Raw genomic sequence first — 12,977 nt, 5'->3', positions numbered from 1 at the left:
AATGAGTTCGACACCGCGGCTGTTGCAGATACAACAAAGCCGCCCGAAGGCGGCTTTGTTGGTCGGAGCACAAACTTACTGGTTGGCCAGCTTGTGTTCCAGGTAGTGGATGTTGACTCCACCTTCGCAGAAGCCTTCATCACGAACCAGATCCCGATGCAACGGAATGTTGGTCTTGATGCCGTCGACCACGATTTCGTCCAGGGCATTGCGCATACGGGCCATGGCCTCGTCGCGGGTTGCGCCCCACGTGATCAGCTTGCCGATCAGCGAGTCGTAGTTGGACGGGACCTTGTAGCCGCTGTACAGGTGCGAATCGACGCGAACGCCGTTGCCGCCCGGAGCATGAAAATGCTTGACCAGGCCTGGACTCGGGATAAAGGTTTTTGGATCTTCGGCGTTGATCCGGCACTCCAGGGAGTGGCCGTGCATCTTCACATCATCCTGGGTGAACGACAGTGTGTTGCCAGCGGCGATGCTCAGCATCTCCTTGACGATGTCGACGCCCGTGACCATTTCCGATACCGGGTGCTCTACCTGCACGCGAGTGTTCATCTCGATGAAGTAGAAGCGGCCATTCTCGTACAGGAACTCGAAAGTGCCGGCGCCACGGTAGTTGATGTCGATGCAGGCCTTGACGCAGCGCGCCAGCACTTCCTGGCGTGCATCTTCATCCAGGCCCGGTGCCGGGGCTTCTTCCAGGACCTTCTGGTGACGACGTTGCAGCGAGCAGTCGCGGTCGCCCAAGTGGATGGCGTGACCCTGGCCGTCGGACAATACCTGGACTTCCACGTGACGCGGGTTGGTCAGGTATTTTTCCAGGTAGACCATCGGGTTGCTGAACCAGGCGCCCGCTTCTTCGCGAGTCTGCTTGGCCGCTTCGATCAGGTCTTCTTCCTTGTGCACCACGCGCATGCCGCGACCACCGCCGCCGCCGGCGGCCTTGATGATCACCGGGTAGCCGACTTCGCGACCGATGCGCAGAGCGGTTTCCGGGTCTTCGGGCAGCGGGCCGTCGGAACCAGGAACCGTCGGCACACCCGCGGCGATCATCGCGGCCTTGGCCGATACCTTGTCGCCCATCAGGCGAATGGTGTCGGCTTTCGGGCCGATGAAGGCAAACCCGGATTTTTCCACCTGTTCGGCGAAATCGGCGTTTTCCGCGAGGAAGCCGTAGCCCGGGTGAATGCCGTCAGCACCGGTCACTTCGGCGGCGGCGATGATGTTCGAGACCTTCAGGTACGAGTTCGTGGCCAGTGGCGGGCCGATGCAGATGCTTTCGTCCGCCAGTTTCACGTGCATCAATTCGGTATCGGCCGTCGAGTAAACAGCGACGGTCTTGATGCCCTCTTCCTTACAGGCGCGCAGGATACGCAGCGCGATCTCGCCGCGGTTGGCGATCAGGACTTTTTGCAGTTTCTTCGCAGGTTTCAACATCGAAGGCGCTCCGCGGTTCAAACGATGGTGAACAGCGGCTGGTCGTACTCAACCGGCTGACCGTTTTCTACCAGAATGGATTCGATCACGCCGGCTTTTTCAGCGGTGATGTGGTTCATCATTTTCATCGCTTCAACGATGCAAATGGTGTCGCCGACTTTCACGGTCTTGCCCACTTCAACGAACGCTGGCGAGGTCGGTGCCGGGGTGCGGTAGAACGTACCGACCATTGGCGACTTGACCACGAAGCCGTTCAGCACAGGTTCGGCTGGCGCTGCAGGGGCAGCGGCAACAGGCGCGGCGGTCGGTGCGGCGACGGCGGGTGCCGGGGCCTGCATCTGTGGCGCGTAGAATTGCTGGGCCGGGGTTTTGCTGTGACGGCTGATCCGTACGGATTCCTCGCCTTCCTTGATCTCCAGCTCGTCGATACCGGATTCTTCCAGCAGTTCGATCAGTTTCTTAACTTTACGGATATCCATGAATCATCAACTCCCAAGGGTCGGTCAGGGGCGTATAGCCGGGGCTTCAAGTTGTTCCAGGGCGGCCTCCAGGGCCAGTCGGTAACCGCTGGCGCCAAGGCCGCAGATCACTCCTACCGCAACGTCGGAGAAGTAAGAGTGATGGCGGAAAGCTTCGCGTTTGTGCACGTTGGATAAATGCACTTCGATGAATGGGATGCTCACCGCCAGCAGCGCGTCACGTAATGCAACGCTGGTGTGCGTAAAAGCGGCGGGATTGATCAGGATAAAGTCCACGCCTTCGCTACGGGCAGCGTGAATGCGATCAATCAATTCATACTCGGCATTGCTTTGCAGGTAGAGCAAATGGTGGCCGGCTTCACGGGCTCGTCGTTCCAGATCGAGGTTGATCTGCTCGAGGGTCACTGCCCCATAGACGCCCGGTTCGCGGGTGCCGAGCAGGTTCAGGTTGGGTCCGTGCAGAACCAGTAAGGTCGCCATCGGCTGTTCCTTGTTATTGATTGAGGGACGGCAGAACCCGGCGACTATGCCGCAAAGCCTTTGTGACTGTCCAGTTCTCTGCAATAGCCAGCACGATGAGCGAGGATTGCGCAAAATTTGTGACTAGGCTGGAGGGTTTGGTCATGAGTCTGGGGGCGGGGGTTGGGACCGCAGTCCTCCTTGTAGGCGCGAGCTTGCTCGCGAAGAACCGCAACGCTGACGCGGAAAATCTGGCACCCCGAGGCGTTCTCGGGTTTTTCGCGAGCACGCTCGCTCCTACAGGGAGAGGGCGGCGTTGCTCGCGCTCTTCACAACATCCGAAATCGAATCAAACACGGAACGCCTGCACGGCAGTGTTGAGTTGCCCGCCAAGCACCAGCAAGTGCTCGCCCTGGCTGCGACCCTGGCCGATGCGCAGCAAATTATCCTCGCCCAACTGATGAATCCGCTCACTGTTATCCCGGATCTCACTGACCGCATCGCTCTGCTGGGCGGTGACATCGGCAATTCGCACGGCCGTCTCGGAAATGGTCTGTATCGCACCGACGATTTCATCCAGTGCGCCATCGGCTGCCTGGGCCTGCTGGGCGGTGGCTTCGGCGTGTTCGACTTGGGCGCGCATACCTTCCACCGATTGCCGGGCGGCGGTTTGCAGGCCGGCGATCAGGGTCTGGATTTCTGCGGTGGCGCCAGCGGTGCGCTGCGCCAGGGAACGGACTTCGTCGGCGACCACCGCGAACCCGCGTCCGGCTTCCCCGGCGCGGGCCGCTTCGATGGCGGCGTTCAGCGCCAACAAGTTGGTCTGATCGGCAATTGAGCGAATCACCGTCAGTACGCTACCGATCGTGGCGGACTCTTCGGCGAGTTGTTCAATCATCTGGGCGTTGCCCTGGACTTCGCCCACCAGCGCGTGCAGGCCGGTCAGGCTCAAGCCGATCACCCGCTGCCCCTGTTCCACGGCGTCGCCCGCGCTACGGCTGGCATCGGCTGCCTGGCTGGCGTCACCGGCAACTTGTTGAATGGTGGCCTCCAGCTCGCCCAGGGAGTCACGGATTTGCGCGGTGTCGCTGGCCTGGCGCTCAGCGCCCTGGTGCATGCTGTTGCTCAGATCGGCCAAGGCGCTGCTGCTGCCGGCCACTTGCTCGGCATTGCCGCGGATGGTGCCGACCAGATCCACCAGGTAGGCCCGCAGGCGATTGAGGGATTCCTCGATGTCGTGCAGTTCGCGATTGGTCTTGCCCAAGGCGATGTTTTGGCTGAAGTCGCCTTCGGCCCACGTGGACAGTGCCGGCGCCAGGTTGGTCAGGACCCTCGCCAGCCGGCGTTGCAGGGTATCGATCAGCAACGCGATCAGCAGGATCAGGCCAATCATCGCGCCCTGTATCAAGCGCACTTCGCCCTGGATCTGCCCGTGTTGAGCGCGCACCACCGGTTCCAACGTGGCGATGGCGTGTTGCACGGTATCGATTTTCAGGTGGGTGGCGGCCGCCAGCTCGGTGCGTTTCTGAATTTGCTCGCGAGTACGCGCAAGTTCAGCCGGGTAACGTGTCAGCAGGCTGTTGAGCTCGCGCTTGAGGTCAACGCCAGTGTCCTGGGCGAGGGTTTTTTCGCTGGTTTCCAGGCCCATCATCTCGGAGAAGTCGTCGCTGTTGGACTCGCTGCTGGCGGTGACGCCCAACAGGGGCAGTTGTTCAAGCAAGGCCGCCTGGTCGCGGATGTTGGCGAGTTCGCGTTCTACATCACCGGCCAGTTCGCTGCGCCCGCTGCTGACCAGCTTGTCCCGGGCCAGTGACAGCTTGGCCAGGTGCTGGGACGCCGCCAGCAGTGGCGGCAGATAGCGCGCTGCGTCAACGGAGTTGACGCCGATGGCGTACTGGCTCAGTTGTTCGAGATTGGCTCCCAGCTCGCGTTCGGCTTGCAACAGCAAACCTTGCGGGTCACCGGCCAATTTGCCGGCGGCCAGCAGGTCGGTCTTGCTGAAGCTGTCCAGGTCGAGAAGGCTGGGGCGCAGTTCTTGCGTCAGCTGCGGCGGCAACTCATCCAGTTGCAGTATCAGGCTTTCCACGCTCTGGCTGGCGCTGCTCAAGCGCAAGGCATCGCCGCTGGACAGGTAATCCTCGATATTGCTCGCGACCTGGTTCTGGAAGGCCTGGGACAGGCCCAGATAGCGCTCCATCAGTTGATAAGGTCGCTCCAGCGCGCGTTGTGACCACCAGAGCGTAGCGCCCAGGGCCAGGCAAACGGCAACCAGCAGGAGCGTGTTCAAATTCGTCAGCAGCTTCAGGCGCATGCGTGGTTTCAACCAACGGCAGAAAGATAAGTGCCTGAAGTTATTGCGTTTTCATTACAGCGTTATGACGGAGCGGGTGGAGTTCGATGAAAAGATGGCACTTTGCCTTGCGCTGTCCGAAGCCACCACTCGATTACGCCCCGCGTCCTTGGCACGGTACAGCGCTTCGTCGGCCTGGGCGGCCATCATCAGGCTGTCCGAGTCATCGCACAGTTCCACCACGCCGGCGCTGAACGTGCACCACAAATCCTGCGGCTGCGCCGGGTAGTGGATTTCGGCAAAGCGCCCACGGATTTCGTCGAGCACCTTGCAGGCCGCATCCAGGTCGGTGTCGGGCATGACAATGGCGAATTCTTCGCCGCCGTAACGCCCGATAAAGTCGGTCTTGCGCAGCCGCTGCTTGAGAAACAGCGCCAGACTCTTGATGACCCGGTCGCCCATGGGATGCCCGTGGCTGTCGTTGACGCGCTTGAAGTGATCAATGTCGAGCATCGCAAAGCTCAGTGGCTTGCTCTCGCGACGGGCGCGAAAGCTGCAGTCCTCCAGCAATTGCAGGATGTGCGTGTGGTTATACAGGCCGGTCAGGCTGTCGCGCACCATCCGCGCCTTGAGATGACGGGCGCGCGCCGCGCGATTGCGCACCGTGGTAATCAGGTGGCGGGGCTTGATCGGCTTGGTGAGGAAGTCGTCGCCGCCCTCGCTCATCGCATCCAACTGTTTGTCCAGGTCGTCTTCGGCCGACAGGTAAATGATCGGCACGCTGACATAACGGTCGTTGTGGCGAATGACTTTGGCCAGTTCGGTACCGGTACAGGCGGGCATGTACATATCGAGGATAATCAGGTCGGGCTGGAAATCCGCCAGTTCGGCCATGGCCTGAATCGGCTCGATCAGCGTCCGGGTGATAATTCCGGCACTGTTAAGCAAGCGTTCGGTGTGCATGGCCTGGGCACGGGAGTCATCGATAATCAGCACTTTATAAGGTTCGTACTGGGCGACGCAGGTCAGTACTTCGATCTTTTCCAGCAGGCTCGAGGCTTCCAGGGTACCCGTCAGGAATTCCTGACCGCCCGCTCGCACGGCGGCCAGGCGGGTCGGGGTGTCGGTCTCATGCAGACTGAAGAACAGTAGCGGCAGTTTCTGCTCCAGGCCTGTCTGGGCTTCGGCCGCCAGTTCCAGCCCTACGCCGGGGCCGCAGAAGTCCACATCCATGACGATCGCGGCGGGCAGGCGCTCGGTCATGCAGGCGCGGAAGGCCGCAAGGCTGTCGAGGGATTGTGCGCTCAGGCCGAAAAACTCCAGCTGCTTGGCCAGTCGCTCGGCGCGGTCGTGATCGGCCAGCATCACGTAGATCGGCTTGCGCATCGGCGGCAGGAGGGTTTGATCAAGGTGGTCGCCCTGACGCAACCCGGTGCGTGACAAGCGCTGCATCAAGCGGTTGAGTTCGCCGATCAGGTTGCTGCTCAGGCGGCCGCGGTTATCGTTCACCGCTTTGAGGGAGTCGATGATGTGCCGCGCCAGTTGACCGTGCTCGGCTTGTTCGAAGCGCTCGGCGAAACGCAACAGACGCAGGCTGGCTTCGCTGAGTTCGGACAAATCAGCGCTCGACCATTCGCTGCGCTGCAGGCGCTGCCAGATCTCGAGGATTTGACGTGCCTGATGGATTACGCGCTGGGCAAAATGGTGTTTGAGACGCTCACGGCTGGGATCTTCTGACTCGGTCATATCCTGACTACTAGGTGAGGGTGCATGCTGAGATCGACTGATGGCTCTATGCTAGCACCTCTTTAGATTTGCAAGGGTGTCATACGTCAATTAACTGCAAGGTCCCGCGTATTGATTGGCTGACTGGTAGGTCAAGTAGGCGCAAAAGCGTGCTTCCTTTATAGTTCAACTTCGCCTTCGCGCCACTCTGATTAAAAGCCCCGCACGCGCGGGCACGATGGGGTAGGGTTGTGGTCGTAGCTATTGAACTCAAGTGACTGAAAGGATATCCGCCATGCTGGACTGGAAAAACCGTGCAGGCAGCGCTCCGGGCCCAAGCCCTGCGCCGAAGTCAGCTCCCCGCAGTTATTTTCGCAATCTGCTGATGAGCCGGGCCCTGCTGACCCTGGTTGTCTTGTACCTGTTGGTCACCAGTGCCCTGGGTTGGTACTGGAGTTCCGAGCCTGATTTGTTTCCGGTCCAGCAGAACGCGCAAATCGCGGCTGAGAAAGAAGGCAAGAAAATGGTGCTGGGTTTCACCACGGTCGAAACCCTCAAGACGGTCGTGGGCACCTTGCTCGACAAGCCAGGCGGTTACATTTCCAACGACCGTTTCCCGCCAGGCCTGTGGATGGACAACATGCCGAGTTGGGAATACGGCGTATTGGTCCAGGTGCGTGACCTGACCCGTGCCCTGCGCAAGGACTTTGCCCGCTCCCAGTCGCAATCGGCGGAAGATGCCGACTTGGCCAAGGCCGAGCCGCGCTTTAACTTCGACAACAAGAGCTGGGTACTGCCGTCCAGCGAGTCGGAGTACCAGGAAGGCATCAATTCCCTGAGCCGCTATGAAGCGCGGCTGTCGGATCCCAATCAGAAAGGCGCATTGTTCTATGCGCGTGCCGACAACCTGAACAACTGGCTGGGGGATGTCGCCACCCGCCTGGGCTCATTGTCGCAACGCCTGTCGGCCAGCGTCGGCCGGGTCAAACTCAACACGTCCCTGAAAACCGAGACCCTGGCGCCGGGCCAGGTGCCGCAGGTCGACGAAGAAGTGGTGGAAACACCGTGGATGCAGATCGATAACGTGTTCTACGAAGCGCGCGGCCAGGCCTGGGCCTTGTCCCACCTGTTGCGTGCCATCGAAGTCGACTTCGCCGATGTGCTGGCCAAGAAGAACGCGACCGTCAGCGTGCGTCAGATCATTCGTGAACTGGAAGCCTCGCAGGAAACCCTGTGGAGTCCGATGATCCTCAATGGCAGCGGCTATGGCGTGTTGGCCAACCACTCGTTGGTCATGGCCAACTATATTTCCCGGGCCAACGCGGCGGTGATCGACTTGCGTCAACTGCTCAACCAGGGTTGATCGATGAGCGATAGCAGCAAAGAGGCCGCCCACCGCGCGGCCTCGGATGCCGAACACATCGCCTGGGTCGACGAGCAGGACAATTTGCTCGGTTCCCTGGTACGCGCCGACTTGCGCGAGCGTGGCCTGATCGGGCGCGGCACTTACATCATGTTGTTCAATGGTGCGGGTGAGCTGTGCGTGCATCGTCGCACCCTGAGCAAAGCCATCTATCCCGGCTACTGGGACGTGGCGGCGGGCGGGATGGTGGCGGCAGGCGAGACGTATGCTCAATCGGCGGCGCGGGAACTGGAAGAGGAACTGGGCGTCAGCGGCGTGGAGTTGACCGCCCACGATCACTTCTTTTTCGAGGACACCGATAACCGGCTCTGGTGCTCGGCGTTCTCGGCGGTGTGGGATGGGCCGCTGCGTTTGCAGCCCGAAGAGGTGCTGGAGGCGCGTTTCATGTCGATTGACGCGGTGCTCGAGGACATCCAGCAAAAGGACTATTGCCCCGACTCCCTGGCTGCGTTGAAACGCTATCTGGCCGCACGTCGCTAAACTTGCATGAAATGGCGCGATTTGGCTCTTAGCAAGGGCGCTTTTTGTGGTTACACTGCGCGACTTTTCAAGCCGAACCGCCGAAGATCCATGATCCCCGCGGTTCGGTTGCGCTGCCCCTGCCTGAGTGGGGCTTCGCGGTCAGTGACCGGTTGCAGGTCCTGATCAGTCTTTGTCCTCCCAAGAGGATTGCCGGTGGCCAAAAAAGCCGCATCCTTCGCCGCCCTTGGTGGCCTGGTATTCTCCACCGACGCAGGTCGTCATTGTCCGGACTGTCGCCAGCCCGTCGATGCCTGTACCTGCAAACAGACCCTGATTCCCGAAGGCGATGGCATTGCCCGCGTACGGCGCGAGAGCAAAGGCCGTGGCGGCAAGACGGTGACCACCATCAGCGGTGTGCCATTGGCTGGCGAACCGCTCAAGGAGTTGGCCACCACGCTGAAAAAGCGCTGTGGCACCGGAGGCGCCGTGAAAGACGGGGTCATCGAAATCCAGGGCGATCATGTCGAGTTGCTGTTGGGCGAGCTGATCAAGCTCGGTTACAAGGCCAAGAAGTCCGGCGGCTAGCAGCCTCTGTGAAACCCACCCCGATGACCGTGCGACTTATCGCCTGATTGTCGTCCCCATGGGTTTCACAGAGCCTGTTCCTGACCGGTGTCTAAACTCTGTCCTGCGAGTGGGGTCTACCTCCCTTGCAGGCAAATCGTCATTTTCACACTTTAGACTGCGCCAGCCTCTGACTTGGGTGGCGCTCTTCGACTTTATATAGGGGACTTCGATGTCCGTACGACGTACACGCAAAGACGATGGCAGCCAATGGACAGTTGCGGACAGCCGCAGTGTTTACGGGATTCGCCATTGGGGGGCCGGATATTTCGCGATCAATGATGCCGGTCGCGTTGAAGTCCGTCCGAACGGCCCGAACAGCACTCCCGTCGATTTGTATGAACAAGTCGACCAATTGCGCAAAAGTGGTCTGTCCCTGCCGCTGTTGGTGCGCTTCCCGGACATCCTGCAAGACCGCGTTCGCCAGTTGACCGGGGCTTTCGACGCGAATATCGAGCGCCTGGAATACCAGAGCAAATACACCGCGCTGTACCCGATCAAGGTCAACCAGCAGGAAGCGGTGATCGAAAACATTATCGCCACGCAAAACGTTTCCATTGGCCTGGAAGCCGGTTCCAAGCCGGAGCTGCTGGCCGTGCTGGCCCTGGCGCCGAAGGGCGGCACCATTGTTTGCAACGGTTACAAGGACCGCGAGTTCATCCGCCTGGCGCTGATGGGCCAGAAACTCGGTCACAACGTGTTTATCGTGATCGAGAAAGAATCCGAAGTCGCGCTGGTGATCGAAGAGGCGGCCAACCTCAAGGTCAAGCCACAGGTTGGCCTGCGGGTGCGCCTGTCGTCCCTGGCGTCGAGCAAATGGGCGGACACCGGCGGCGAAAAATCCAAGTTCGGCCTGTCGGCGGCACAGCTGTTGTCGGTGGTTGAGCGCTTCCGCGGCGCTGGCCTGGATCAGGGCATCCGCCTGCTGCACTTCCACATGGGCTCGCAGATCGCCAACCTGGCGGACTACCAGCACGGGTTCAAGGAAGCCATCCGTTACTACGGCGAACTGCGCAACCTCGGCCTGCCGGTGGATCACATCGACGTCGGTGGCGGCCTGGGCGTGGACTACGACGGTACTCACTCGCGTAACGCCAGCTCGATCAACTACGACATGGACGATTACGCCGGTGTCGTGGTGGGCATGCTCAAGGAATTCTGCGATGCCCAGGGCCTGCCGCACCCGCACATTTTTTCCGAGAGCGGTCGCTCCCTGACCGCCCACCACGCGATGCTGGTGGTGCAAGTCACCGACGTCGAGAAACACAACGATGACGTGCCGGTCATCGAAAACAAGGAAGCCCTGCCGGAAACCGTGCAGTGGCTGGTGGACCTGCTGGGCCCGACCGACATCGAAATGGTCACCGAGACCTACTGGCGCGCCACGCACTACATGAGTGATGTGGCTACCCAGTACGCCGATGGCAAGCTGACCCTGGCGGAAAAAGCCCTGGCGGAACAGTGCTACTTCGCCGTATGCCGTCGCTTGCACAACTCGTTGAAGGCGCGCCAGCGTTCCCATCGCCAGGTGCTGGACGAACTCAACGACAAGCTGGCCGACAAGTACATCTGCAACTTCTCGGTATTCCAGAGCCTGCCGGACACCTGGGCCATCGGCCAGGTGCTGCCGATCCTGCCGCTGCACCGTCTCGACGAAGAGCCGCTGCGTCGTGCGGTGCTGCAGGATCTGACTTGCGACTCCGACGGCAAGATCAAGCAGTACGTCGATGAGCAGAGCATCGAGACCAGCCTGCCGGTGCATGGCTTGAAGGACGGCGAGGACTACCTGCTGGGGATTTTCCTGGTGGGCGCTTACCAGGAAATCCTCGGTGACATGCACAACCTGTTCGGCGACACCGATTCGGTGAACATCTACCAGCGTGAAGATGGTTCGGTGTACAGCGCCGGCATCGAGACCCACGACACCATCGAAGACATGCTGCGATACGTGCACTTGTCGCCGGAGGAGTTGATGACGCACTACCGCGACAAGTGCGCCAGCGCGAAGATCAGCGCCAGCGAACGTACGCAGTTCCTTGATGCGTTGCGGTTGGGGCTGACCCGCTCGTCTTACCTGTCCTCATAAGGCAGGCAGAGATCCAGATTGTGGGAGCGGGCTTGCTCGCGATGGCGCTGGATCAGTCATCAGATTGATTGACTGACCCTCCGCCATCGCGAGCAAGCCCGCTCCCACATTTTTGGACTGCGCTCCTTCAGCTCGCGCCTAACCAAAGCCCCTGCCGATTCAGTCGCCATGCAATCGCCCACAGCGTCAGACTGCGAATCGCCATGAACAGCAGGAACGCTATCCACAGTCCGTGGTTACCCAGCCCCTGCAACGCCCACGCAAACGGCAGCACAATCAGCACCGTCAGCAGCATGCCGTTGCGCATTTCCCGTGCACGGGTGGCGCCGATAAACAGGCCGTCCAACAGATAGCTCCATACCGCAATCAGCGGCAGCACCGCGAGGTACGGCAGGTAAAGGTCGGCGGTCGCGCGCACGCTGGGGATATCGGTCTGCATGGCGATAAACAGATGACCCGCGAGGGTGAACAGCAACGCGAAACCGACACTGGCGAGCAGCGACCAACCGCCGGCCACCACCAGTGAGCGGCGCAGGGATTGGCGGTCACGGGCGCCGATGGCGTGGCCACACAAGGCTTCCACCGCGTGGGCCAGGCCGTCCAGGGCGTGGGCGGTCAGCAGCAGCCCATTGAGCAGCAGCGCATTCGCCGCCACCGTCGCATCGCCTAATCGGGCGCCTTGCACAGTGATCATGAAAAATACCGACTGCAACGCCAGGCTGCGGATAAAGATGTCACGGTTCACCGCCAATAACGGGCGCCAGCTTTGCCATGCCTTGAGCGCTGCCCAGGCGATATGCCCGGGATAGGCGCGCAGGGCTTTTTGCGTCATGGCCAGGCCGAGCAGGGCGCCGGTCCATTCGGCAATCACCGAGGCTCGCGCCGACCCGACGACGCCCCAGTCCAGGCCGAGCACAAACCACAGGTTCAGGACGATGTTCACCAGGTTGGTGGTCAACAGTATCGCCAGCGGTGCACGGGCGTTTTGTGTGCCGAGGAACCAGCCCACCAGCGCGTAGCTGGCGAGGGCGGCGGGTAGGCCGAACAGGCGCGTGTGGAAAAACTCGCGGGTCAGTTGGTTCAGTTCCGGCGACGGCTGCATCCAGTCCAGCACCACACCGCTCAGCGGGGCGCCGAGGGTGCCCAGTAGCATCGCCAGTCCGAGTGCGAGTAACAATCCTTGCAGCAGAATCTGGCGCAATGCGGCACCGTCACCACGTCCGGCGGCCTGCGCGGCAAAGCCGGTGGAGCCCATGCGCAGAAACCCCATGGCCCAGGCGAGGAAGGTATACAGACTGGCTCCCACGGCCACGGCACCCAGTTGATGGGCGTGAGGCAAATGGCCGATGACCATGCTGTCCACCAACGCCACCAGCGGTACGGAGATATTCGACAGAATCATCGGCGCGGCAAGCGCCCAGACCCGGCGATGGGTGGGGCGGTGGCGCCAGTCGGTGAGCAGGGCAGTCATTGGGGCTCCTTGGGGAGCGGTATTGTAACTGCGGTGATGCTGAGAGCCACCCCTCACCCTAACCCTCTCCCCAAAGGGGCGAGGGGACCGACCGAAGTGTGCTGATAAAATGGGCGACCGGTTAAACCGGGTCGATTTTTGGATTCAGTGCGAGTTTTCAGGTCGATCTAAAACGGCAATATCTCGCGGCCAGTCCTTTCTCCTCCTGGGGCGACGGTTAAACCGAGTCTACTTGTGGATTCAGTGCGAGTTTTCAGGTCAATGTAAAACGGCAATATCTCACGGCCAGTCCTTTCTCCTCCTGGGGCGACGGTTAAACCGAGTCTACTTTTGGATTCAGTGCGAGCGTTCAGGTCGATGTAGAACGGCAATATCTCACGGTCAGTTCCCTCGCCCCGTTGGGGAGAGGGTTAGGGTGAGGGGGCGGTCTTCAAGTGTTGCTCGGATCCAGGCACTCAGTCGACCGTTCAACCATCGTCTTGGCCCTACCGTTTTGCCTGAGCTGATATATAGTTCATTCC

General features: G+C 60.7%; 10 protein-coding genes. 4 read left to right on the top strand and 6 right to left on the bottom strand.

The genetic code is table 11. The annotated features are described in order from the left end of the window. Positions 1-75 precede the first annotated feature (75 nt). From accC to AC6CIA_RS08785, 5 genes are all read right to left on the bottom strand, one after another. On the bottom strand, positions 76-1,437 hold the full coding sequence (gene accC, locus AC6CIA_RS08805) for an acetyl-CoA carboxylase biotin carboxylase subunit (protein WP_498311551.1): 1,362 nt from the start codon (positions 1,435-1,437) through the stop codon (positions 76-78). Positions 1,438-1,454: 17 nt separating this feature from the next. Further along, on the bottom strand, positions 1,455-1,916 hold the full coding sequence (gene accB, locus AC6CIA_RS08800; RefSeq protein WP_498311550.1) for an acetyl-CoA carboxylase biotin carboxyl carrier protein: 462 nt from the start codon (positions 1,914-1,916) through the stop codon (positions 1,455-1,457). Positions 1,917-1,940: 24 nt separating this feature from the next. Next, positions 1,941-2,396 carry a type II 3-dehydroquinate dehydratase gene (gene aroQ / locus AC6CIA_RS08795; protein ID WP_339531755.1) on the bottom strand — a complete coding sequence of 152 codons (456 nt, stop codon included), beginning with the start codon at positions 2,394-2,396 and terminating at the stop codon, positions 1,941-1,943. Between the two features lie 328 nt (positions 2,397-2,724). Next, complete coding sequence (locus AC6CIA_RS08790) at positions 2,725-3,492, bottom strand: methyl-accepting chemotaxis protein (protein ID WP_498311776.1); 768 nt, start codon at positions 3,490-3,492, stop codon at positions 2,725-2,727. A gap of 1,248 nt (positions 3,493-4,740) precedes the next feature. Then, entirely contained in the window at positions 4,741-6,411 is a 1,671-nt protein-coding gene (locus AC6CIA_RS08785) for a diguanylate cyclase (protein WP_498311549.1), read from the bottom strand. Positions 6,412-6,685: 274 nt separating this feature from the next. On the opposite strand from AC6CIA_RS08785, the gene AC6CIA_RS08780 reads away from it, so the two are divergent. The 4 genes from AC6CIA_RS08780 (at position 6,686) to speA (ending at position 10,985) form a co-directional block, all read left to right on the top strand. After that, positions 6,686-7,753, top strand: coding sequence for a DUF2333 family protein (locus AC6CIA_RS08780; protein ID WP_339531752.1), 1,068 nt, complete (start codon positions 6,686-6,688; stop codon positions 7,751-7,753). Positions 7,754-7,756: 3 nt separating this feature from the next. Further along, positions 7,757-8,293, top strand: a complete 537-nt coding sequence (locus AC6CIA_RS08775) for an NUDIX hydrolase (RefSeq protein ID WP_498311548.1) — start codon at positions 7,757-7,759, stop codon at positions 8,291-8,293. A 195-nt stretch (positions 8,294-8,488) separates the two neighbouring features. Beyond that, positions 8,489-8,860 (top strand): translation initiation factor Sui1, encoded by a 372-nt coding sequence (locus AC6CIA_RS08770; protein ID WP_339531751.1) that lies wholly within the window; start codon positions 8,489-8,491, stop codon positions 8,858-8,860. A gap of 211 nt (positions 8,861-9,071) precedes the next feature. After that, complete coding sequence (gene speA, locus AC6CIA_RS08765) at positions 9,072-10,985, top strand: arginine decarboxylase (protein WP_339531750.1); 1,914 nt, start codon at positions 9,072-9,074, stop codon at positions 10,983-10,985. A 127-nt stretch (positions 10,986-11,112) separates the two neighbouring features. On the opposite strand, the gene AC6CIA_RS08760 is transcribed toward speA, so the two are convergent. Continuing rightward, positions 11,113-12,456, bottom strand: coding sequence for an MATE family efflux transporter (locus tag AC6CIA_RS08760; RefSeq protein WP_498311547.1), 1,344 nt, complete (start codon positions 12,454-12,456; stop codon positions 11,113-11,115). Positions 12,457-12,977: the final 521 nt, after the last annotated feature.

This window comes from Pseudomonas sp. GQ91 (assembly GCF_059758795.1).
Note: the sequence above shows the minus strand (reverse complement) of the source record. Positions and strands in the feature narration are given on the sequence as shown.

Coding starts and splice junctions, on each gene's coding strand:
- accC (WP_498311551.1), bottom strand. CDS start 1,437: ATGTTGAAACCTGCGAAGAAACTGCAAAAAGTCCTGATCGCCAACCGC.
- accB (WP_498311550.1), bottom strand. CDS start 1,916: ATGGATATCCGTAAAGTTAAGAAACTGATCGAACTGCTGGAAGAATCC.
- aroQ (WP_339531755.1), bottom strand. CDS start 2,396: ATGGCGACCTTACTGGTTCTGCACGGACCCAACCTGAACCTGCTCGGC.
- AC6CIA_RS08790 (WP_498311776.1), bottom strand. CDS start 3,492: ATGCACCAGGGCGCTGAGCGCCAGGCCAGCGACACCGCGCAAATCCGT.
- AC6CIA_RS08785 (WP_498311549.1), bottom strand. CDS start 6,411: ATGACCGAGTCAGAAGATCCCAGCCGTGAGCGTCTCAAACACCATTTT.
- AC6CIA_RS08780 (WP_339531752.1), top strand. CDS start 6,686: ATGCTGGACTGGAAAAACCGTGCAGGCAGCGCTCCGGGCCCAAGCCCT.
- AC6CIA_RS08775 (WP_498311548.1), top strand. CDS start 7,757: ATGAGCGATAGCAGCAAAGAGGCCGCCCACCGCGCGGCCTCGGATGCC.
- speA (WP_339531750.1), top strand. CDS start 9,072: ATGTCCGTACGACGTACACGCAAAGACGATGGCAGCCAATGGACAGTT.
- AC6CIA_RS08760 (WP_498311547.1), bottom strand. CDS start 12,456: ATGACTGCCCTGCTCACCGACTGGCGCCACCGCCCCACCCATCGCCGG.